This is a genomic window from Larkinella terrae, assembly GCF_009668025.1.
In the GTDB taxonomy this organism is placed as follows: Bacteria; Bacteroidota; Bacteroidia; order Cytophagales; family Spirosomataceae; genus Larkinella; species Larkinella terrae.
On record NZ_WJXZ01000009.1, the window covers coordinates 209,526 to 233,133 of the forward strand.

Below are 23,608 nucleotides of genomic sequence, written 5' to 3' on the forward strand. Positions count from 1 at the left end.
ACCTTAACTGAAAGCCATGGTACACGTTTCGGATTATCTCAAAAAACTGTTGTTTCAATACGATTGCATCGTCATTCCCGAGCTGGGGGGCTTCATTTTGCATTACGTTCCGGCAACATTTGTTGAAGAATCCGGTCTATATCTTCCGCCCCGGAAGAAAATCGCCTTCAACGAAGCCCTGAAGCTGGACGATGGATTGTTGACTAACTACATGATGCTTCACGACGGCCTGACGCGTGACGAAGCTTTTCAGGCGATTCGTCAATTTGTGGAGGAGCTGAAAGTGGAAGTACGTCAGGAGCGAATCTTTACGATAGAAGGATTGGGCTTATTCTCGGAAAATGAGGAGGGTAAGCTGCAATTTGATCCGGAAATCCGGCATAATTTTCAGGGCGAATCCTACGGGTTTCAGCCGGTAACCGCTCGTTTGGTGAACACTGTGGCGGTGGCTGAAGAGAAAAAACCGGTTATGCTGGTGAAAGCGCCCGTTCAAACGCCGATCCTGGTTGAGGCCGAAGAAGTGCCCGTTGAGGGGAAAGAAGTTGAATTGCCCGTTTCCGGAAACCGCCGACAATACCTGGCGTGGGCCGCTGCGGTTTTGTTGATCTGTTCCCTGGGTATCGTTTTTTCCGTTAAAAAGACGCCATCGCAGGTATTGAGTAGTTTGAATCCGTTCGAGCTATTCGTTAGTGATAAAGAGGAACCGACGGCAGCTCCAGTAGAAACGGTAACTGAAAAACCGCAGGTTGTGACTGAAACTCCCAAAGCGGAACCGGTTGCCGAAACGGTCAGTGCGCCGGTTGCCCAGCCTGTCGAAACACCCGTTGTTGAACCGACTAAACCTGCAGTAACTGCTGAAGCGGTTGCTCCGGTTGTTGAACCGAAGAAAACGGAAACCTATTACCTGGCCATTGCCGGAAGTTTTGCCAGCAAAGCCAACGCCCGCCGGTTGATGCGTCGCTTGCGGAAAGGCGGTTTCGAAACGGCTTACGTGTTGCCTCAGGCTAGAACAAAAGAGCTGATTAAAGTGGCCGCCATTGGCTCACCCGATAAAAATGAGATTCTGGCATCGATCGAAGCGGTGAGTAAATTGTCTGGCGCCCGGGCGTGGGTGCATAAAATCGGACAATGATTACGGTGATCTTATTGTGATGACAGTGATTTGACTGCTACGATGATAGTAAGGATGAAAAGGCGGCCCTGGGTTGCCTTTTTGTTTTGTGAACCGAAGAATTCAGGAATTCGTTATATTTTTGCCGTTGGAGAACAATACATTCTACCGGTTATTCCGTTAATTGGCTAAACAGCTATAGCATGAGTCGCGTCACACTGGAAAATGAGAATGAATATCGGGTAACGGCGTTTGCCGGATCGTTCGCCGTTTGCGCCCTATTGTTCTTTCTGCTGCTTTACATCCGATTGTGGCAGTCGGTTCCCGATCCACCGCCGATTCAACTGGTCGAGGTTAATTTCGGGACGGATTTGATTGGTAGCGGATCCATTCAGACCTATAATAAAGCCAACGATTCGAAAAACAAGGAGGATGTGAAAAAGGAGGAGGATAAACCGAATCCGAAAGTAACGACGACCTCGCGGGTTGAAAAAACACCGGTTTCCCCGGTTCCTAAAATAGTTAATGCAAAAGTAAGTAAGGTTGTTACCGAAAAACCGGATATCGCCAGCAAAATAGAAAGTCCGGTGACGGTTCCGGAAAAAGCCGAACCGAAAAAGGTTGAAGCCACTACACCAAAACCGACGCCTGCTCCTCCGAAAGCGGAGCCAGTTCCGGAACCTAAGAAGGTGGATGCCAATGCATTATATAAGAAATCAAGCTCGGCCGGGTCGAACGGAACGGTCGGGAAAGCATCCGGAATAGGAGGGAACAACAACGGCGACGATGCCTCGGGTGTGGGTGACAAAGGAAATCCGGACGGAAACATCAATGCCAAGCAATTCTACGGCACGCCGGGCGGAACCGGTTCGGGCGTTTCTCTGAACATCGCGGGCTGGCGCCTGGGAAGCACCCGGTTGGCCACAGATAATTCCGGAGAAAGCGGCAAAATCGTTTTTGAAATCAAGGTCGACGATAAAGGAGATGTAATATTTGTGCGAACGAAAGAATCCCGTGTTAGTCCTACAGTTACCGAATTTTATAAACAACAGGTTTATAAATTGCAATTGGTACCAAAAGGCTCTGCTGCTCCTGCATTATCGACAGGTACTTATACCATCAACATCCGCTCAAATTAGTACCGAATGACGTATTCGGAAGCCATTGATTACCTCTATGCGCAGTTACCGGTTTTTCATCGCATCGGAGCGAAGGCCATTAAACCGGGTCTAGACAATGTCATCAAACTCTGCGCGTATTTAGGAAATCCGCAGGAGAAGTTTAAAACCATTCACGTTGGCGGTACCAACGGCAAAGGCAGCTCGTCGCATTTGCTGGCAGCTGTATTGCAGTCGGCCGGTTACAAAACCGGTTTGTATACGTCTCCCCACCTGAAATCCTTTACGGAACGAATCCGCATTAACGGTTCTCCCATTCCCGACGAGGAGGTTGCCGAGTTCGTCGATCTTCACAAAGCGTTTATAGAGGATTTAAAGCCGTCTTTCTTTGAAGTGACCGTTGGTATGGCTTTCGACTACTTCGCGCGTCAGAACGTCGATATAGCCGTTATTGAGGTGGGTTTAGGTGGGCGGCTTGATTCTACGAACATTATCACCCCTTTGGTGTCGCTGATTACCAATATTGGCTGGGATCACAGCGATGTGCTGGGGGACTCGCTCCAGAAAATTGCCTACGAAAAAGCGGGTATCATCAAAACGGGCGTTCCGGTGGTGATCAGCGAGTACGACGATGAAACGTATCCGGTTTTTAAAAGCCGGGCTGAAGAAAGCGGAAGCGAGATTATTGTCGGCTCGGACTGGTATACGGCTACTGATCTCGGGGTGGAGGAAAACGGTCGAAAAATTGTGCTGAATAACGAGAATGGAGTTGATTTCCCGGCTACTCTCGGTTTGTTGGGGAGTTACCAATTAAAAAATGTAGCTGGTGTCCTGGCGGTTTTAAAAATACTGGCCCAGCCGGGCTTATTTCCGGATCCTTCCCATAGTGAGGCTTTTCACATTTCCGATACTGATGTTTTAAATGGATTGGCCAATGTTGTCACGGTAACCGGTTTACAGGGACGCTGGCAGGTTTTGCAGCAAAATCCGACAGTAATCTGCGATACGGGACACAATGAGCCTGGAATTCGGAATGTTATGGAGTCTTTACAATCGGTTTCGTACGAGCAGTTACATCTGGTAGTCGGTTTTGTGAAAGACAAGGATCTATCGAAAGTTATCCGATTGTTTCCGAAAGACGCCCGGTATTATTTTTGCGAACCTAACATCCCCCGAGCGTTGGATGCTGAAATTCTCGCGGAAGAGTTTCACACGTACGGTTTGGAGGGAGAAATTTTCAAAGACGTGAACCAGGCGCTGGAATCGGCCCTGGCCTGTGCGAAACCGGAAGATTGTATTCTGGTGACGGGGAGTACGTATGTTGTGGCAGAATTAAATCAGTTGAAGGCGTGAGCAGAAAAAAACTGGCTCGTTTTGAGCACAATCGTCTCAGTGAGAATGTGTTGGAGCCGGGTAAGGAATTATACGAAACCGTAAAGGGAAACTGGCGGGAACGGTATTTTAAAAATGATTATCCGATTGTGGTGGAAGTTGGGTGTGGGAGAGGAGAATATACTGTTGGACTTGCCCGGCATTATCCACATCTGAATTTTGTCGGTATCGACCGGAAAGGTGATCGGATTGCGCAGGGGAGTCAGGCTGCTCTAGGATACGGTTTAATGAATGTGGCATTTGTGCGAACCGACGCTTACCGCATTCTGGATTTTTTTGGCAAAGACGAGGTGAATGAGTTATGGATCACATTTCCTGATCCACAACTTCGGATTAGCCAGGCGAAAAACCGCTTGACCGATCCCCGGTTTCTGAGCTTGTACCGCGAAATGTTAGTGGACGAGGGGGTTCTGCACCTGAAAACCGACCATGATGTCTTTTTCGATTTCAGCATCGAGACTTTATCGGCGAATGGATTTCATGATTTAGTGACCACCCGCGATCTGTACTCATCCGAAATGAATAACCTGCACCTCGGGATCAAGACCAAATACGAAGAGATTTTTACGCGAAAAGGGTTTTCAATAAAATACCTAAAATGCAAAAAGACGGCGTATTAAGCCGTCTTTTTCGGTACCAATTCCTCAAATATTACAATTTCTCAATCAAGTCAGCAATCCGGCTGGAGTAACCAAACTCGTTATCGTACCAGCCAACGATTTTCACCAGTGTGCCGTTAGCGGAAGTCAGCTTCGAATCAAAGATACAGGAGCTTGAATTGCCAACGATATCCGTTGAAACGATTTCGTCAACGCAGTATTCGAGAATTCCTTTCAAAGGGCCTTCAGCCGCTGCTTTCATGGCGCTGTTGATTTCTTCAGCAGTAGCGGGGCGTTTCAGGATCGCCGTCAAATCCGTTACAGAACCATCCGGAATAGGAACGCGCAAGGCATAGCCATCCAGTTTTCCTTTCAGTTGCGGCAATACCAGACCAACGGCTTTAGCAGCACCGGTAGAAGTCGGAACGATCGACAATGCGGCTGCACGAGCCCGGCGCAGGTCGGAGTGAGGGGCATCCTGCAGATTCTGATCGGCCGTGTACGCGTGAATGGTCGTCATATACCCTTTTTCAATGCCGAACACATCGTCCAGAACTTTAGCCATCGGGGCCAGGCAGTTCGTTGTGCATGATGCATTGGAAACAATTGTTTCCTGACCCGTCAATGTATCTTCGTTAACGCCCAGAACAACCGTAGGAATGTTTCCTTTAGCAGGAGCGGAGATCACTACTTTTTTAGCTCCTGCGGTTAAATGCTGACCTGCGCCGGCTTCGTCAACAAACCGTCCGGTTGATTCCAGAACGACATCAACGCCTAAAGAAGCCCAGGGCAATTGTTTGGGATCACGCTCGGCATATGCATGAATACGGACGCCGTTAATCGTTAAACTTTCGCTGTCAGATGAAATTTCGCCCTGAAATTTACCGTGTATCGAATCGTATTTTAGTAAATGAGCAAGAGTTGCATTGTCAGTTAAATCATTGATTGCAACAATTTCAACATTTTCTTTTTCGAGAAGCCTTCTGAAAGACAGGCGGCCAATACGGCCAAACCCATTGATAGCAACTTTTAATTTACCCATTGTGTGTTTAAATATAGTTAGCGAGAACGGTGCAAAGATAATATTACAATTTGAAACGGAAAGGGTAAAGATTGATAGTAGACCTGTAGATTAGAAGAACCAACAGCTAATAAGAAAATAACAAACGGATATAATACTCTACTGTATTTAGTAAGTGTGGGATGAGTTAGCAATCTTAAGTATAAAAGTTAGCTAAATTTGGTATTTATTTTAGTATTTTACTAACTTACATATATTATTTTACTAAATTTAATAGTATATCTCTCATGTTTTTACTAAATATATTCTATTTCATATTAATATATTCATTAACGCAAGTTACCATTTACCCTATGAATTTTTCTCCTTAATCTCAACACAATTATGAGGTCAAAGTAGTTATAAGCAGTATAAATTTCTTATTTTTATATTCGTTTCTTAAGTCTCAACGGATATTTCAATAGATTCAAACTGTGAGATCTTAACCAATTTTAGCCTTGTTATTTTCGATTTCCATCCAGAAATTCTCTATTCTCAGTTCCAATTTTTTCAGAATTGGTCTATCATCCAGTTTTCTAATTGAGTCTGGCTCTTTGGTGTCAAAAGAAAATACTCCGCATCATCTCCATTATTTTTTTGTCCAGTTCTTATGGCTAAAATTTGATCCAACCCATCTAGAATCCAGACTGCATAACCTTTGCATTTTATTGCGCATTGGTGAATTATATCCTTACCTGCAATTGCAAACCCTCCGTATTTTGAGAATAATAATAAGCCTGAATAGCTTAAGTAAACGCTGCAAATTATATAATGGATTTATATTATATTTATTTATTAATATACGGTTTTTCAGTCTTCCCGTGGTTGGAAATCAAAAAATAGTGTCCTATAATTCAACTTAATACCGTTGGTAGATATGGCATTCATAACAAAGATTTGATAAGTTTATAAATAGTAAAATAATAATAAAAACATTTTCAGACTAATACTTGTAACTATAAGAAAATCAGCTTATTAAAACTATTAAAATAAACTTTTCCTCTAAACAAATTATTGAATTATGGAGTACAAAAAGGTGATTGAAGAGTGCTGGTCAGATCGTTCCTTATTGAAGGAATCAGCCACAATTCAAACGATTAAAGAAGTAATTGAGGAGCTCGACGGCGGGCGGTTACGCGTCGCTGAGCCGGGCGGTGAAGGAGGGAAGTGGACGGTAAATGATTGGGTCAAAAAAGCAATCTTATTATATTTTGTTTCTCAAACTATGCAGACTGAGGAAGTCGGCATTTTTGAATTTCACGACAAAATTCCGTTAAAGAAAGATTACCAAAACAGGGGGGTGAGGGTGGTTCCGCCAGCCGTTGCCCGCTACGGTTCTTACATTGCGCCAGGGGCGATTTTAATGCCATCCTATGTTAACGTAGGGGCGTACGTCGATGAACGGACCATGGTTGATACCTGGGCTACTGTTGGAAGTTGTGCACAGATTGGAAAAGATGTGCACCTTAGTGGGGGGGTAGGTATCGGGGGCGTTCTGGAACCGCCACAGGCATCACCCGTTATTGTAGAAGACGGTGCTTTTATCGGCTCGCGTTGCATCGTTGTTGAAGGTGCTCACATTGGTCGAAGAGCAGTTTTGGGTGCAGGCGTAACCATTACCGGAAGCTCTAAAGTAATCGATGTCACCGGCTCCACGCCGGTCGAACACCGGGGTTACGTTCCTGCTAATTCCGTGGTAATTCCCGGTAGTATTGCTAAAGAATTTGCAGCAGGTGTTTTTCACGTCCCCTGCGCGTTGATCATCGGGCAGCGGAAGGAATCGACGGATTTGAAAACTTCTTTGAACGAAGCGCTACGCGAGAATAATGTAACGGTATAAAAACGATTTGTCTCGTTAAAGTATTTACAATTCGCATTGAGCCATTTTACATTTGTAATCTGGCTCTTTTTTGCTTTTATCTATTTACAATTGTTATTTGTTTACATCTTTATTAATAATTTACATTTATACACAATTGTGATTTGTAATATTTATTACATTTGTAAAAATGATTTGAGTTATGAATGTAAATGACAAAATTAAACAGGTGTTAATCGATAAGAACCTGACTCCCTCATACTTCGCTGATGAGATTGGTGTTCAACGTTCCAGTATCTCCCACATTCTTTCGGGCCGGAACCGCCCGAGTTTCGACATCATTCAGAAAATAATTCGACGGTTCCCGGAGTTGGGTTACGATTGGATACTGGAAGAAGATCAACAGCCCTCCACAAATGTAAATCAGCGATCGGCCGAGCCCCAACCCAGTTTACGAAAACCGGTGGTTCAGCCAGAGACGCCCGACGAAAAACCGCCTTATGTACCCCCGGTACAATCGTCTGTAGCAAAAAATAAAGACGAAAAAGTCATAGAACGAATTCTCGTCTTCTATACGGATGGCACTTTTCGGGAATATTCGCCAGCCCATCCCAGTTAATCCCTTACAAATCAAGGCGTATCGGTAAGCTCCTGACCCGTTTTCCGGTAGCAGCAAAAACCGCATTGGCCACCGCAGGTGCAATGGGTGGCACGCCCGGTTCTCCGGCACCACCCATACTTTCCGAATTTTCAATCAAATGTACCTCAACAATGGGCATTTCATTTATGCGAAGCATCCGGTAATCGTGAAAATTACGTTGCTGGACCTGCCCATTCCTTAATGAAATCTCTCCATACAGGGCGGCTGTCAATCCGTAAACAATGCCGCTTTCCATCTGCGCCCGAACTCCGTCAGGATTGACCGCCAGTCCACAATCAATTACACAGACTACCCGATGAATTTGAATCCGGCGGTTTTCTATGGATAGCTCAACCACCTGCGCTACGTAACTTCCCATGGCTGCATGGACCGCAATGCCCCGAAATTTTCCGGCTGCCAGCGGTTTTTCCCAATTGGATTTTTCAACCGCCAGGTTAAGCGCACTCAGGTGTCGCGGATGGTTTTTCAATAAACTTCGGCGGAAGGCAATGGGATCTACCGAGGTCCGTGTCGCCAGCTCATCAATCAGCGTTTCCATAACGAAAGCCGTGTGGGTATTTCCAACCGATCGCCAGGGCAAAACCGGAACGCTTACCTCCGTAGTATGTAATTCTACGGAGTGATCTGGTACGGAAATTAGATAAGGCGAACCATGAACTCCGCCAACTGTACTGTAGTCAATTCCTTTCTGAACAATTAATTCCTGTAAAGGTGTATTCGTAAAAAGTGACTGTCCCACAATTCGGTGCTGCCATACCAACGGGAAACCTGCCGAATCAACACCAATACGTACATGATGCAAATAAACCGGTCGGTAATACCCGCCTTGAATGTCGTCTTCCCGCGTCCAGACCAGTTTGATCGGACGCCTACTGATTTTAGCAATCTGCACGGCTTCCATAATCCAGTCGGAATTAAATGAACCGCGCCGTCCAAAACTTCCACCCAAATACGGCGTATGAAACGTAACCTGCTCGGGACTGATTCCCAGGTACGCTGCTACCTCGGCCTGGTGCAATAACGGTGACTGTGTTCCGGTCCAGACTTCACAGTGATTATTTACAATTCTAACCGTGCAATTTAGAGGCTCCATTGGTGCATGAGCCAGGTATGGAAATGAAAATTCAGCTTCAAAAGTGTGAACCGCCTTTCCGAAGGCCGTCGGTAAATCGCCTTTTTGCTGACTTACAATACCGGGCGTTTTTGCCAGCTTACGGTACTCCTCCAGTTGTTTCGAACTGTCCAACTGGTCGTGTCCTCCTAAATCCCACTCAATTTTCAACGCATCTCGACCACGTTTTGCGGCCCAGAAATGATCCCCCAATACCGCCAAACCCGTCGGAATCTGAACTACTGCCCGAACGCCCTGAATTGCTTTGGCTTTGGTGGCATCGAACGATTTAACCTTTCCTCCAAAAACCGGCGGATGCGCAACCAATGTCGTCAATAAACCGGGGAAATGAATATCCAGACCATACCGGGCCTGGCCATTTATCTTTTCCCGACAATCCAACCGCTTTTGTGATTTACCAATGAATTTCCAGTCCTTCGGTTTCCGAAGCTGAACGGTCGGAACGGGAAGTTTCGATGCTTCCGAGGCCACTTCACCATAACTGATTCGCTTACCACCGGCAATAACAAACCCATTTTCCGTGCGGCATTCCTCAACCGAAACCCCCAATCGGCGGGCAGCAGCGCTTACCAACATCACCCGGGCCGTGGCACCCGCCCGACGACATCGGTCAAATTCGGTGCGGGTTGTGTCCGATCCACCGGTTGACTGCACCAGAATATCCTGCCTGAAATCATTTCCTTTTCCGGAATGACCTGACTCTACTTGAATGGAGTTCCAATCGCAATCCAGTTCTTCGGCTACCAACATCGGAATCGTGGTCCAGATTCCCTGGCCCATTTCAACCTTCGGCAGCACAATATGAATCGCATTGTCGACGTCAATGCGTAGTAAGGCATTTAAAATTGCTCCGGCCGGTGGCTGTACACCAAGCTGGTCAGCCATTGTCCGGGTCGGAATGCCAAATGAAATCAACAATCCTCCACCGGCCAGTGTACCGGTTTTCAGAAAATTTCGACGGGTTATGCGGGGATTCTTGTTCATTCTGAAATTTATTTTTCCCAAACTACCGGAGCTAGCAATAGCGTAAAAAAAGGAATTGGTTGGCTGGAACGAAAAAAAGATTGACAACCAGCATCCTTTGTTCGGTCAAATGCCGGTTTTGATTGACAAGCCTTCTGTCAGAATTGGATAATCCTCTCCGACCAGTTACCTTTGCCCCAAGAGGTGCCGCCTGATGTTTTCAGCGATGGCTTAATAGGGAAGTTGGTGAAAAACCAACGCTGTCCCCGCAACTGTAAACCCGTAGAAGCTGATTTCTTCTTCTTGCCACTGTCCGTTTTGTGTCGGATGGGAAGGCCGAAAATCAGGGGTGAGCCAGGAGACCTGCCTTCATACATTCTAATTTGCGCTGTTTCTTTCGGGTGAAAAGGAATTGAATTGCAATGTACAGACGCGATTAATCGCGTCTCTGCGTCGGCATCGGCAATCGTTTTTAATTATTGAAACACTATGCGGTTTAGAGACGGGATTTTCCTGTCCTTACTGGTCTGTTCGTTTTCAGTAGCTCACGGACAAACCAGCGGTACTGATCAAACGTTACCTGCAGTGACGGTTCGCGGCACTACGCCCGAGCGGTTTTCGGTGGGGCAAAAAACCCAGCGGATCGATTCAGTAACGCTGGAACAATTCCGTTTCCAAAATTTGACGGATGTTTTAACGTATACAACGCCCATTGCTTTTAAGATTTACGGCTCCGGCCAGCTGGCAACCTCGTCGTTCCGCGGAACTTCGTCCAATCACACGGCGGTTCTCTGGAACGGCATCAATATCAACCAACCCACCCTGGGACAAACCGATTTCTCGACACTACCCGTTGCCGGTTTCGACCAACTGGCGGTGCAATATGGTTCTTCCGCCAGTTGCGTGGGTTCCGATGCGGTGGGGGGAAGTATTTTATTGATGAGTAATCCGAAATGGCAGCAACCCGGGTTGCTGGTTTCGGCCGGGCAAAAGTTAGCCAGCTTCCGAAATTTTGCTACGCAGGGTGGTGTCCGCTTTGTTAGTCCGGCCGGAAAGACCTGGCAGATTGCCGGAAAGACATTCTTTTACACCACCAATTCCAATAACGATTTCCCATACCGCGAGCGGGGAAATTATTTTGTTGAACGCTCGATCACCAAACAGAAAGGTTTCATTCAGGATCTGTATTTCAGAAATCAGAAAAATCAGCAACTGTCCGTCAACTTCTGGCTGACGGACAACGACCTGACCGTCACACCATTCGACACGACCGTCCGGGAACGAACCCGCTCGCAATCATACCGGTTTTTGACTACTTATGAAACCAGCACTCTGACCTTGCGGCTGGGTTGGATTCGGGATATTATTGATTACGCACGCGGAAACTTTACCAATCCCAGCCATTCGCAAACCGATCGACTAATCAGTCGAATTGAAAATGAATTTAAATACCAATTGAAAACCAGCCAGGTATCGCTCCGGATAGGGGGCGAATGGTCGCATTACAATACGCAGGTGGATGGCTATGGCGATCAGCTTATTCAGGAAGACCGGGCTGATCTCTTCGCCTTAGCACGACTGGATCTGAATCGCTGGCTGTTGTCGGCCAACATCCGACAGGCTTTTGTCACTCGCTTCGATCCGCCAGTTACGCCGACCGTCGGTGCGGAATACCTGATTTTAAAAACCGCTACGAGCAACCTGACTGCTAAAGGGTCTGTTGCACGCAGTTATCGGGTTCCTACGTTGAACGAACGGTATTGGAAAGTACTGGGAAATCCAAATATCCGTCCGGAAAACGGTTTCAATCTGGAAGCCGGACTCTCGGAACGCTGGCTCCCGAATGAGCGGTTTTCGATCTCAACCGAAGCAACGGTATTCCGAAACCGCATCGACGACTGGTCGTACTGGAATCCGGAATACGGCTACCGGGTTGAAAATCTTCAGCTGGTGGTGGCCCGTGGCCTGGAGTGGAACGGTGTACTGAATTACACGACGCCACGCTGGCAATCGGGTCTGACGCTGGGTTATGCACTGACGCGCTCGAGCCAGGAACGGGTTTACAATGTTTACGCGCAGGACATCATCGGGAAACAACTCGTTTATGTTCCCAAACATTCAAGACGGTTTTCGGCCTATGTCGCCCACGGAAAAAACCGTTTCACGATCCTGAATCAGATCAATTCCCGGCAGTACATCACGTTCGACAACATTCAGTTTCTGCGCGGTTTTATGTTGACCAATCTGTTGCTCGAAACACAGATCAAACTCGGGTCCATCGAAACCCGGATTCAGGGGCAAGTCACTAATCTGTTCAATACCGTCTACTTCAACGTCAAGCGCAACGCCATGCCGGGGCGCTCTTTTTCCGTTCAATTAATCTGTAATCTGAATACCACAAAACAATGAAAAAAACGAAAACCGCTTCGTCGGTCCGACTAAAACTGGCACTTGGTCTGCTGGTCGTTCTGAACTGGTCCTGTAATAACAACCCGGATGATCCGGCGGCCGTCCCGTACGGTTCCGGCGTTCTGGTTGTCAACTCCGGAAATTTCACCGACAACAACGGCACCATTACGTATTTTCCACCAACGGGAACCACCGCTTCCTACGATATTTTTAACCAGGTTAACCAGCGGTCATTAACCGGAAGTGTTCAGGGATATACCGAGTCGGACGGCAAGGGATTGATTCTGGTAGACAATACCACGGCTGGGCAGGACAAGGTGGAAATTGTGGATGCGAATACATTCAAATCGCTGGCAACGCTGAAATCACCGGATATTGAAAATCCGCGCTCAGCCGTTCGGGTCAGCGCCAACAAAGTGTACGTGAGCTGCTGGGATGTGTCCGGTGATTACACCAACGGCACGTTTTATAAAGATCCGGGTTACGTAGCCGTCGTGGATTTGTCGACTAATACCGTGACGAAAAAAATTCCGGCGGTGAAAGGAGTGGAGTCTCTCTTGCTGGTGGGCAGTGAGGTGTTTGCCGGTTCGGCGGGGGGCGTCACCAAACTGTCGGTGATCGACGTTACGACCGACCAACTCAAAACCGGCATCGAGATTGGTTCGAATCCCAATCCGGTGGCCGTTGATGCGAATGGCAAATTGTGGGTGTATTCGGCGGGCGAACTGGTTCGGGTCAACACACAAAGTAAAGTCGTTGAAAACCGCCTGAAAATCGGAACGGATAAATCGAAGTCGCCATCGAAATTCCGATTAAGCGCCGACAAGAAGTATTTCTATTTTGTCAGCAGTTATTACGACGCCAATTACAAGGAATTCGGAGACCTCTACCGGTTCTCGGTCAACGATTCGAGCGTCCCGGCAACGACTCCATTCATCAAGCGACTGTTCAGCGGTTTGGATGTCGATCCTAAATCGGGCATCATCTACGGAGGTGTGACTCCATCTTACAAACAGGCCGGTTACGTATTGCGCTACCAGTCGAGCGGCACCCTGATCGATTCCGTAAAAGCCGAAATCGCACCGTCAGCGTTTTATTTTAAATAAATACAACCGTTGAACAAAGCAATTCTTAGTTGGAGCGGGGGCAAGGATTCGGCCCTTGCTCTCTTTTTTTGCCGGCAATTAAAACAATTCGAAATTGTTGGGTTGCTCACCAACGTCAACGCAGAATTTGGCCGGGTCAGTATGCACGGCGTACGGACGGAACTAATCGAGGCACAGGCCGACGCAATCGGTCTTCCGTTATACAAGCTGGAATTTCCGGGCGAAGTTTCCATGGACGTCTACAATTCGCTGGTTTCCCAACGCCTGACAGAGTTCAAAAATCAGGGAATTACGCACGTAATTTACGGTGACATTTTTCTGGAAGATTTACGCCAATACCGCGAGCAACAGGTAAACGCGCTTGGCCTGCAGGCGGTTTTTCCGTTATGGAATCAAAATACCGTGGTGTTATTGGCGAAGTTTGTTCAATCCGGTTTCAAAGCCGTGCTGGTTTGCATCAATGAAAATTACCTGACCGAAAGCTGGGCGGGCCGCGAACTGGACGATACGGTTTTAAATGATCTGCCTGCAACTGTCGATCCGTGTGGCGAAAATGGCGAGTTTCATTCGTTCGTCTACGACGGCCCAATTTTCATCAAACCGATTAGATTTCAACTTGGGGAAACCGTCCGGCGATCGTACGCCAAAACCGGCGAATGGGACACGGCGTTTATCTTTCAGGATTTAAGTTGAGAAGTGTTCCACGTGAATCCATAAATCGTTCATCTACAGCTTGTTATATAACACTCTATGTATCAGGATATTATGAGCTAAAATAAAGCTTTCATTTAGTTAACTTTATTTGTTGTATAATTTATATTATGTTAACTAACATTTTCAATATTCCACATCAATGCTCTTCCTAACCTCCTTTTAACGAAAAAGCCCCGGTTGATCAACCGGGGCTTCTCACTTACGATTTCGAACAGCTTATTTGCTTTCGATACAAGGAACTTTCTTTTCTTCAAACTGCTTCAGAATGTTCTGAAGGTTCGTCAGGTTTTCATTCAGGTCGGTGTCCGTATCTTTAACCGATTTCGCTTTTTCGAAATACGGCAATGCCTGTTTGAATTTCCCGCAAACCTGACCTTCGATTTCTTTACCCTTTGCCTGGTATTCTTTCATGTCCATGGCTTCGAGTTGTTTCCGGATCACGATCGCTTCGTTAAAGTAAGCCGCACCCAGGTTGAAGTTTGCATCGAAGTTGTTGGCATCAATGGCCAGCGCCTTGGTGTAATATTCTCTGGCAGCCGCCCGATCGTCAGCCACGCTCTTGGTCAGCTCGGCAATTTTTCCGGATTGGTTTCCGGCAGCCTGCGCTTCAGCAGCCTGCGTCTGAACATCTTTTTCCAAGGTTCCAATTTTTGTCTTGGAATCCGCGATCATCTGGTTAACGCGCGTAATCTGACTTTTCACGTCGACATTTTTGGGCTCTTTTTTCGCCCGTGCTGTCAGACGAGCCAACTCCGTCTGTGATTCTTTCAGAACTACTTTCTCCTCTTCCAGTTGCTTGGCTGCGCTCGGTCCTTTCTTCGCGCTTCCTCCCAGTTTGGCCAGCTCATCCGCATTTTTATCTTTCCGGTTGTCGTACAGGCTGGCAATGGTCAGCAGGTTATTCACGTTGTTCGGATCTTTTGTCAGAGCCGCTTTCAAATCCGTGATCGCTTCGTCCACTTTTCCAGAAGTTACCAGAATACTGGTTTTCTGCGTACTCAGGTCCTTGCTGTTCGGTAAGGTTGCGATTCCCTTGTCGATCGTGGCCAGCGCCTTCTCGATTTCCTTGTCCTGGTAATACAAACTTACCAGCGTCGTGTAAACCGATACGTCTTTACCGCCATTGGCAATGTACCGCTCGAACTGCGCTTTGGCATCGCTCGGCTTGTCGGTGTTTTGCGTAAAAATACCGGCGTACAACGCTGCCGTTGTATCTTTCGGATTAATCTCCCCCGCCATCGACATCAGTCGGGCCGCATCCTTGAAATTTTTCGCCTGATACTTATAAATACCGGAGTTCATGAAAGCCTGGAACATAGTCTGCCCTTTCATGGCCTCTTCGGCTTCTTTCGCCAGTTTACCAGGACCGCCGGTTTTTTTATCCTTATCTAATTCAACGACTTTCTTGTAAGCATCGTAGGCAACTGTCGCAGCATTCGAATCCAGTTTTATGGCCTGCGTCGCAATATTCTCATACGTTTTAGCGCGATCCATCCAGGTTTTTGGCTTGACATTGGCTTTCTCGTCGGTGATTGCCTTGTCGCTTTTTTCTTTCTCGCTCTGGAAAGCTTTTTCCGTCAGAGCATCAGCACCTTGAGCGTACGATGCTCCTACTGATAATAATCCCGCCAGTAGAAAGAACGAGAGACGTTTCATATGACTAAAATTTGTGGTTAAAATTTATTTCTGAATTAATTCTGGAAAGTACTGAATAATTTATGGGATAATCAAGCCACTGAATCAGACGATGGTTCTTCTGCGCCATCAACCGGAGTTTCCGGTGTAGTGCCATTTCCCTCAATTTCAACATCTTCCTCCCGGGCAATCCGGGTAACGGAGGCAATTTCGTCGCCATCGCGCAGGTTGATCAGCCTCACTCCCTGCGTGTTCCGGCCAATGACCCGAACCTCGTCGACGTGCATCCGAATGGCCGTTCCCGATTTCGTAATAATCATCATATCATCCGAATCGGTAACTTCCAGAATCCCGACCAGGTTGCCAACTTTATCCGTAACCTTCAACGTACCGACCCCTTTTGCGCCCCGGTTCGTTACCCGGTATTCATCCAGCGGAGAACGCTTTCCGAATCCTTTTTCCGAAACCACCAGCAGTTGCGCATCGTCGCGACCGATACAAACCATACCGACTGCTTTGACGCCCGCATCCAGATCGATCCCCCGAACACCGGCGGCCGTACGACCCATCGGACGCACCCGGCTTTCGTTAAACCGCACCGCTTTGCCTTCGCTCGACGCGATGACGATGTCATTCTGACCGTTGGTCATACAGACATTCAACAGGCGGTCTCCCTCCTCTTCGTTAATCGTAATGGCAATGATTCCGTTCTGGCGCGGCCGCGAATACGCTTCGAGCAGAGTCTTCTTGATTGTTCCCTGTTCCGTACACATCACTATATAATTGTTGTTGATGTAGTCGGCATTTTTCAGGTCCTTCACATTGATTACCGCCCGCACCTTGTCGTCGGATTCAATGTTGATGAAGTTGGCCAGCGGGCGACCTTTCGAATCGCGGGCGCCTTCGGGCAATTCATACACCGGCAACCAGTACAACCGCCCTTTCTGCGTGAAAATCAGCAGCGTGTTGTGCATCGTCGCCATGAACAGATGCTCCGTAAAATCGTCTTCCTTCGTTTTGGCCGCGCGCGAGCCGACTCCTCCCCGACTTTGGGTCCGGTATTCGGTCAGGGGTGTCCGTTTGATGTAGCCTTCGTGCGAAATGGTAATCAGCATTTCTTCGTCGGCAATCAGCGACAGATCACTGATGTTACCATCGCCGAGCATGTTGATCTCCGTCCGGCGAGGATCGCCGTAACGGGCTTTCAGTTCCAGCAGTTCGTCCCGGACAATCTGCAATTTCCGTTCTTCGCTCGCCAGAATGCTCCGCAAATCGGCAATCAGTCGGGCCAGTTCTTCGTATTCGGCAATAATCTTGTCGCGTTCGAGACCGGTCAACCGTTGCAGACGCAGTTCCAGAATGGCTTTGGCCTGAATTTCCGACAACTGGAACCGTTCGATCAAACCGTTCTTGGCCACTTCCGGATCGCGGGAACTCCGGATCAGTTCAATCACCGCATCCAGGTTATCCAGCGCGATCAGCAAACCTTCCAAAATATGCGCCCGCTTTTCGGCTTCCCGCAGTTCGTACTGCGTCCGGCGTGTGATCACCTCCTGACGGTGTTCCACGTAATACCGGATCATATCTTTCAGATTCAGCAAAACCGGGCGGCCTTTCACCAGCGCGACGTTGTTGATGTTGAAAGCCGACTGTAGCTGGGTAAACTTATACAGGTTATTCAACACGACGTTCGGAACCGCGTCCCGCTTCAGGTCGTAAACCACCCGCAGACCGTCGCGATCCGACTCATCCCGAAACGCCGAAATGCCTTCAATCTTCTTATCGTTGATCAGGTCCGCCGTCTTCTCCAGCATCACGGCTTTATTAACCATGTAGGGAATATCGGTAACAATGATCTGGGTCTTGCCTTTGTTTTCTTCGATGGTGGCATGCGCCCGCAAAACCACCCGACCCTGTCCGGTCCGGAATGCGTTGCGCACCCCTTCCATACCATATATAGTAGCCCCCGTCGGAAAATCCGGAGCCGTGATGTGCTCCATCAGTTCGTCGATGGTAATTTCCTGGTTGTCGATGTAGGCAACAATCCCGTCAACGACTTCGGTCAGGTTGTGGGGCGCCATGTTCGTGGCCATCCCGACGGCAATTCCCGACGAACCGTTCAGCAACAGGTTCGGCAGTTTGGCCGGCATAACGGTCGGCTCTTCCAGCGAATCATCGAAATTCGACTGAAAGTCGACGGTTTCCTTATAAATATCGGTAAGTAATTCCTCCGCAATCCGTTTCAGACGGGCCTCGGTGTACCGCATAGCCGCCGGAAAGTCACCATCGATCGACCCGAAATTCCCCTGACCGTCCACCAGCGGATACCGCAGCGACCAGTCCTGAGCCATCCGCACCATCGTTCCGTAGACGGAGGAGTCGCCGTGTGGGTGGTATTTCCCCAAAACCTCCCCAACAATCCGGGCGGATTTCTTAAACGGTTTGTTATAATTGACGCCCAACTCAGCCATTCCGAAAAGCACCCGGCGGTGTACCGGTTTCAAACCGTCACGGACATCAGGTAACGCCCGGGAGATAATAACCGACATCGAATAATCGATGTAAGCCCCGCGCATTTCGTCTTCAATGTTGATTGGAATAATGTTGGTGGAGTTGTTGTTTTCTTCTGTCTCTTCTGCCATAAGAAGTCAATTCTCTGTCCGATAATACGGACGAAGCGATGATTAAAAAGTGGAACCGCCCTACCAGGATTCCGTCGGACGGGTTATGACCTTTTCACAGGTAGGCCAATCATACAAATATGCAAAAAAATCGCCACAAATAAAAGCATTTGCCGCATGAAGTGCAATTTCTCACCTCTTCGGGAAAGGCTAAAGCAAGGCCCCGAATATCCCTCCTCCCTGCCGGAAGGAAACCCACGTTTTTTGCCGGTTTCCAACCCATTTCGAAACGTGTAGCGCCCTAAATGAACAAACCTTAATTTGAATCAGGAAAAATCAGTTTCAACTTTAAATAGTCCATTTTTAATCAGATGAAACAAATCTTACCAAAAAGTATGTTTTATAATAAAAGCTAGGCCATTTCCGGTTTGAAAAAGTTTGTTGGGGGTAAAAATTGTATTTGACATATATTATCTATATTTGAAAAAAACCTCAACAAACCGCGTTCAGTAACCGTATTTCAATGGCCCAGAGACACCGCATTATCATTGCTGATGACGACGATGACGATCGGCTTTTATTTAAGTCAATATTGGACAAAACCTGGCTGGATTGCGACGTTACTTTTGCAGGAGACGGTGTCGAATTACTGGAGCATCTGGAAAGCATTCAGAACGTGCCTGTTTTAATCTTTCTGGATTTGAACATGCCCCGGATGGACGGTTTCACGACGCTGAACGAACTCCGCTCCAATCCGGCTTATCGCTCCATCCCGGTCATTATTTTCACGACCTCTTCCCTTCCCGACCACATTACCCGCTGCTATCAACTCGGAGCGAATTCCTATTTAACAAAACCATCTGGCTATCATCAGCTTACGGAAGTAATCAGCCAGGTTCGGGCTTTCTGGTTCGACGTTGCCCGTATTCCCGGCGGGAATTAATTTCCAGCTATTCGCTAGTCTCATCATTCCAGATTGAGTAGTTTACTAAATGGATTGGGCAGATGTGTATAATTACGCATCCGATCTCGGTTTAAAGCCTCCGTATTGCCCGCTTTCCGGCGTAAAAGGTAATGAGTAAAATTTACGTCCCCAGCCGGCGGATTATTGTCCGATAATTAGTACGTTCGCTTACTCAACGCAGGAATCAGTTCAGTTACATGAAAAGCCGTCTCGCTTCGGTCCATCCACTCCAACTCATTTGCCTGGGCCTGACCGCCCTGCTGGCGTATGGGTTGCTGGGTTGTGCCATCGGCTATTCCCAATCGGTGTCCGGAAATTTACCCCAGGCCCAGCGTGGCGTTCTGGATCTGCGGACCGTTCCGTTCGATCAGCAAACGGTGCCCTTAAACGGTACCTGGAAGTGGTATTGGCAAACCATGCTGAAACCCGGCGATTCGGAAACAAATGTAGACTACGCTCCTTTCCCGGAAATCTGGAATAAACAGACCCGACAAAACCAGCCCCTGCCCGGTATGGGGTATGCCACGTATGCCTTAACGGTGTTGTTGCCGCCAGCCACTCCCCCACTCGCTCTCCGGTTACCAGACACGTTTACATCGTACCGCTTATTCCTGAACGGTCAGGAATTAGCTCACAACGGCTCACCCGGCACTTCGAAGGAAACGACCACGCCCTTCTGGTCGACGCAGGTAAAACCGATTCATCCGACCTCCGACACGCTCCATCTTTTGCTACAAGTAGCTAATTTTCAACACTATAAAGGAGGACCCTACCAATCTATTGAATTGGGCAAGGCGGAAGATTTGCTGATCGCCAGAAACCGCGAATGCGCCCTGAGCTTTACATTGGCGGGATGTTTATTCATGGGCGGATTGTTTTTTCTTGGCCTGTTTTTGTTTGGTCGTCACGAGATTTCGATCCTGTATTTCTCGCTCTTCTGCCTGCTCTACAGCTACCGGATCGTGGGCAGCGACCAGTACGCCCTTCACTCCTTATTTCAGGATACTGCCTGGTCCTTGACGCTCCACCTGGAATACCTGTCGCTCTACCTGAGCATAGCGGTTTTTGTTGTCTATACCGGATCGTTGTACCCGGACGATGTGAATAAAATCGTAATAAAACTTCTGGCGGGAATCTGTCTGGCGTTTGCAGCAGCGACCATTCTGTTTCCGGCCCGCATTTTTACCCAAATGATCAATCCTTTTCTGGGACTGATGTTTATTTACATTGGCTACGCCTTTTACGTTTACTGGCGGGCCGCTCAGCGCAAACGCCCGGGCGCCCGGTATTCGCTAATGAGCACGGCGGTTTTACTGGCAGTATTTATCATCATTATTTTTAAATACTTCCAGATCGCATTTCCCGAAAATGTCATTCTTTTTGTTGGTTACATAGGCTTCTTCTTTTTGCAATCGCTCGTACTGTCGTTCCGGTTTGCTTATACACTGAAACAGGCAAAAGAACAGGCGGAAGAAGGGTTGCGGGTAAAAAATGAATTTCTGAGCACCATGAGCCACGAAATCAGAACCCCGCTGAATGCCGTGATCGGGATGAACCATCTGCTGCTCCAGGATCACCCGCGCCCGGATCAGAAACAACACCTCGACGTCATGCTGTTTTCTGCCAAAAATCTGCTCCACATCGTCAACGACATTCTGGATTTCAACCGGATTGAAGGCGGAAAAACCGTTCTGGAAATGATTCCGATGGACCCGGCCACCATCCTGCAAAACGTCGTAAACAGCTACCAGACGGCTGCAGCGGAAAAATCCTTGCTCCTTAAGGTAACCATCGATCATCGGTTTAAAACCAGAGTAACCGGCGATCCTTCCCGACTCGCTCAGGTCGTTTCCAATCTGGTGCAGAATGCCATTAAGTTTACCGAAAAGGGGCAGATCCTGGTGAATCTGATCGTCAATGAAGAGACCGAACACAATATCACCCTCACCCTTGCGGTTGAAGATACCGGTATTGGGATTGCGCCCGACAAACAGGAGATGGTTTTTAACCGGTTTACGCAGGCCGATTCGTCCCTGTCCCGCAGTTACGGCGGAACGGGTTTGGGGCTGGCCATCTGCCGACGGATTCTGGAACTCCAGCATGTTGACCTGCGCCTGCAGAGCCAGCCAGGCAAAGGATCCCGGTTTTATTTCACGCAGACCTTCCCCAAAATAACCCCACCACCCGAGTTGGAGCGGGAGCCCGCGCCGGAACCCGAACCAAAACCGATCCCGACCGATAAACCGCTAAAGGGAATTTTCGTACTGCTGGTGGAAGACAACGCCATGAATGTAATTCTGGCCAAAAACGTCCTCGACCGGCTGGGTGCAACGGTCGAAGTAGCCAGCAATGGGCAGGAAGCCGTCGAAAAGCTGGATTCGTCGCGGCACCACCTGATTCTGATGGACTTACAAATGCCGGTAATGGACGGATACGAAGCCACCCGCATTATTCGCCAGCGAAACGAAACCTTGCCCATTATCGCCCTGACGGCCAGCCTGGCCCAGGAAGTGGGTGATCAGACCCAACTGGCCGGTCTGAACGAAGTGCTGGTCAAACCGTATACACCAGCCAGTCTGATGCAGGTGATCATGCGGCATCTCAAAATTCCAAACTGATCGAAGCCGGTTGTAAAGTCTGAAAAAGCGCGCTTAGTAGACAAAAAACGCGCTTCATACGCCGTTTAATAAGTAGCCACCCCGTTGCTTCTGACTATTTATTTATATTACTTTCCAAAGTCCGGATTATCGAGGAAAGTATGACGACTAAACCCATCATCCTGGTTGCCAGTGCCAATACGTCTAATCTGACCGATCAGGGCTATCTCAGCGAATTAAAGGACGAAATCAAAAGTCTGAACAATCTATTCGATCCGCTGGAGTTGAAAGGCGATCTCATCTACCGGACACCGCTCGAAGGGGCCGACGCCGACGATGTTTTTAAGGCCATTACGGACATTAGCGAGAACCTGACCATTTTCCACTACAGCGGCCACGCCAGCCAGACCCATTTTGTATTGACCGACGGCAATTACAATCAGAATCAGTTAATCAAACTGCTGAGTGGTAAAAAGCCGAAACTGATTTTCCTCAACGGCTGTTCGACGTACGGTTACGTCGAAGCGCTGCTGGATAACGGAGTCGGCGCCGTTATTGCCACCTCCACGGCCGTGCCCGACGGACAGGCCAGCAAATTCGCCAAAGACTTTTACTACGCCTTTACGAAACCGCTCCGCACCCTCGAACAGGCGTTTGACGAAGCGGTTTCGACCTTACCCAAACTGGCGGGCCACCAATCGCTGTATTTACGGGGTTCGCTTTCCACCGAATCCCCGGAAACGCCCTGCGCCTGGGGTTTGTATTACCGGAACGCGGATATTTTAAGCTGGGATTTGCTCAACAAACGCCCGAAAGCTCCCGCGAAAACAACCCTGATTGACCTGCAGAAAGCCTACATCTGTGGCCGGGATGATTACCGCACGGCTTTCGATTCGAGTTTCCGCCTGGATGTGCTGAACCGGACGGTGCAACATTACCTGATGGTTGGGGAGGATTACCAGTCTCCGCTCGGCCTGGCCCGCAAGCTGGTCTACGAAAAAATCACGAACAACACGAATACCAGTTACACTTATCCCTTTAATCCGACCGAAAACCGGACCGTTGAGCTGAATGGTTCGTACCAGGAGTCCATCAAAATCAATTTCGAAGTTTACAAAGCCCTCAAAGGGCAGAATAAAAGCGACCGGTACGCCTACGAGGACATCATTTCCATTCCGGAAGTGCAGCACAGCCAGTTTACCATCGTCGCCCTCCAGATCAAAGCTGATGATTTGAAGGAGAAGAAAGTCGTCGATTCGATCCGGCAGTTCATGGTTGATTTTCGCCCGCCGGATGACAACGGCAATCCGACCAAACCGCCTTATCTGCTGTTTTTCTGGAACATCATTTACAAGCCCTCGGAAAGCTGGTTCTCGTCGTTTATCGCCGGAAATCCGGTGAAGAAAATTCTAAAACCGTTCCGGGAGTTCGGCCTTTTCAATCCGGAAGATCTGGAAAAGAGTCCGCTCATTATCCTTAACGAAAACGACGAACCGCTGCTCGTGCCGGATGCGGAAGTTGATATTCAGAAGTGGTTGAAAAACAACCTGACCGGTTTTATTTCGCTGGAACGCATGCAGTCGGAAGTGGGCAACGCCAAACAACGCGTTTGTGATACAAAAGGAAAAAAAACCGATGCCTCCAAGCTGGAAATCCTGTTCCGGGATCTGATTGACGAGATAAACACAAAATCCCAACCTTATTGAC

At 48.2% G+C, this 23,608-nt stretch carries 16 protein-coding genes and 1 riboswitch; of the genes, 12 read left to right on the plus strand and 4 right to left on the minus strand.

The window, feature by feature from the left end; translation table 11 throughout:
- Positions 1-16 precede the first annotated feature (16 nt).
- From GJJ30_RS15445 to trmB, 4 genes are all read left to right on the plus strand, one after another.
- Positions 17-1,132: an HU domain-containing protein gene (locus GJJ30_RS15445; RefSeq protein ID WP_154176064.1), complete on the plus strand. Its 1,116-nt coding sequence runs from the start codon at positions 17-19 to the stop codon at positions 1,130-1,132.
- 182 nt (positions 1,133-1,314) lie between these two features.
- On the plus strand, positions 1,315-2,250 hold the full coding sequence (locus GJJ30_RS15450) for a hypothetical protein (protein ID WP_154176065.1): 936 nt from the start codon (positions 1,315-1,317) through the stop codon (positions 2,248-2,250).
- Between the two features lie 6 nt (positions 2,251-2,256).
- A complete protein-coding gene (locus GJJ30_RS15455; RefSeq protein ID WP_154176066.1) occupies positions 2,257-3,582 on the plus strand; it encodes a bifunctional folylpolyglutamate synthase/dihydrofolate synthase in 1,326 nt (441 codons plus the stop codon).
- Positions 3,579-4,241: a tRNA (guanosine(46)-N7)-methyltransferase TrmB gene (gene trmB / locus GJJ30_RS15460; protein WP_310588315.1), complete on the plus strand. Its 663-nt coding sequence runs from the start codon at positions 3,579-3,581 to the stop codon at positions 4,239-4,241. Before GJJ30_RS15455 ends, trmB begins: the two co-directional genes overlap by 4 nt.
- A 31-nt stretch (positions 4,242-4,272) precedes the next feature.
- Here trmB and gap read toward each other — a convergent pair whose 3' ends face one another.
- Entirely contained in the window at positions 4,273-5,262 is a 990-nt protein-coding gene (gene gap, locus GJJ30_RS15465; protein ID WP_154176068.1) for a type I glyceraldehyde-3-phosphate dehydrogenase, read from the minus strand.
- Positions 5,263-6,301: 1,039 nt separating this feature from the next.
- Here gap and GJJ30_RS15470 point away from each other — a divergent pair.
- Together GJJ30_RS15470 and GJJ30_RS15475 are read left to right on the plus strand one after the other, a co-directional pair.
- Positions 6,302-7,120, plus strand: coding sequence for a 2,3,4,5-tetrahydropyridine-2,6-dicarboxylate N-succinyltransferase (locus tag GJJ30_RS15470; RefSeq protein WP_154176069.1), 819 nt, complete (start codon positions 6,302-6,304; stop codon positions 7,118-7,120).
- Between the two features lie 181 nt (positions 7,121-7,301).
- The gene (locus GJJ30_RS15475; RefSeq protein WP_154176070.1) at positions 7,302-7,718 is read left to right on the plus strand and encodes a helix-turn-helix transcriptional regulator; all 417 of its coding nucleotides are present in this window, start codon (positions 7,302-7,304) and stop codon (positions 7,716-7,718) included.
- A gap of 4 nt (positions 7,719-7,722) precedes the next feature.
- Here GJJ30_RS15475 and GJJ30_RS15480 read toward each other — a convergent pair whose 3' ends face one another.
- Complete coding sequence (locus GJJ30_RS15480) at positions 7,723-9,876, minus strand: xanthine dehydrogenase family protein molybdopterin-binding subunit (RefSeq protein WP_154176071.1); 2,154 nt, start codon at positions 9,874-9,876, stop codon at positions 7,723-7,725.
- Between the two features lie 164 nt (positions 9,877-10,040).
- Positions 10,041-10,240: riboswitch (cobalamin riboswitch) on the plus strand.
- A gap of 104 nt (positions 10,241-10,344) precedes the next feature.
- Between GJJ30_RS15480 and GJJ30_RS15485 the strand changes: the two genes are divergently transcribed.
- Genes GJJ30_RS15485 through GJJ30_RS15495 form a run of 3 tightly spaced genes read left to right on the plus strand, consistent with a single transcriptional unit; the run spans position 10,345 to position 14,063 of the window.
- The gene (locus tag GJJ30_RS15485; RefSeq protein WP_154176072.1) at positions 10,345-12,264 is read left to right on the plus strand and encodes a TonB-dependent receptor plug domain-containing protein; all 1,920 of its coding nucleotides are present in this window, start codon (positions 10,345-10,347) and stop codon (positions 12,262-12,264) included.
- The gene (locus tag GJJ30_RS15490) at positions 12,261-13,370 is read left to right on the plus strand and encodes a YncE family protein (protein WP_154176073.1); all 1,110 of its coding nucleotides are present in this window, start codon (positions 12,261-12,263) and stop codon (positions 13,368-13,370) included. Before GJJ30_RS15485 ends, GJJ30_RS15490 begins: the two co-directional genes overlap by 4 nt.
- A gap of 9 nt (positions 13,371-13,379) precedes the next feature.
- Positions 13,380-14,063, plus strand: coding sequence for a Dph6-related ATP pyrophosphatase (locus GJJ30_RS15495; RefSeq protein ID WP_154176074.1), 684 nt, complete (start codon positions 13,380-13,382; stop codon positions 14,061-14,063).
- Between the two features lie 237 nt (positions 14,064-14,300).
- On the opposite strand, the gene GJJ30_RS15500 is transcribed toward GJJ30_RS15495, so the two are convergent.
- Positions 14,301-15,740, minus strand: a complete 1,440-nt coding sequence (locus GJJ30_RS15500) for a tetratricopeptide repeat protein (RefSeq protein WP_154176075.1) — start codon at positions 15,738-15,740, stop codon at positions 14,301-14,303.
- 71 nt (positions 15,741-15,811) lie between these two features.
- Positions 15,812-18,361, minus strand: coding sequence for a DNA gyrase subunit A (gene gyrA / locus GJJ30_RS15505; RefSeq protein WP_154176076.1), 2,550 nt, complete (start codon positions 18,359-18,361; stop codon positions 15,812-15,814).
- A 502-nt stretch (positions 18,362-18,863) separates the two neighbouring features.
- Between gyrA and GJJ30_RS15510 the strand changes: the two genes are divergently transcribed.
- The 3 genes from GJJ30_RS15510 (at position 18,864) to GJJ30_RS15520 (ending at position 23,607) form a co-directional block, all read left to right on the plus strand.
- Positions 18,864-19,283: a response regulator gene (locus GJJ30_RS15510; protein ID WP_154176077.1), complete on the plus strand. Its 420-nt coding sequence runs from the start codon at positions 18,864-18,866 to the stop codon at positions 19,281-19,283.
- Between the two features lie 218 nt (positions 19,284-19,501).
- Complete coding sequence (locus tag GJJ30_RS15515; protein WP_154176078.1) at positions 19,502-21,922, plus strand: ATP-binding protein; 2,421 nt, start codon at positions 19,502-19,504, stop codon at positions 21,920-21,922.
- Between the two features lie 140 nt (positions 21,923-22,062).
- The gene (locus GJJ30_RS15520; RefSeq protein ID WP_154176079.1) at positions 22,063-23,607 is read left to right on the plus strand and encodes a CHAT domain-containing protein; all 1,545 of its coding nucleotides are present in this window, start codon (positions 22,063-22,065) and stop codon (positions 23,605-23,607) included.
- The last annotated feature ends 1 nt before the right edge of the window (position 23,608 follow it).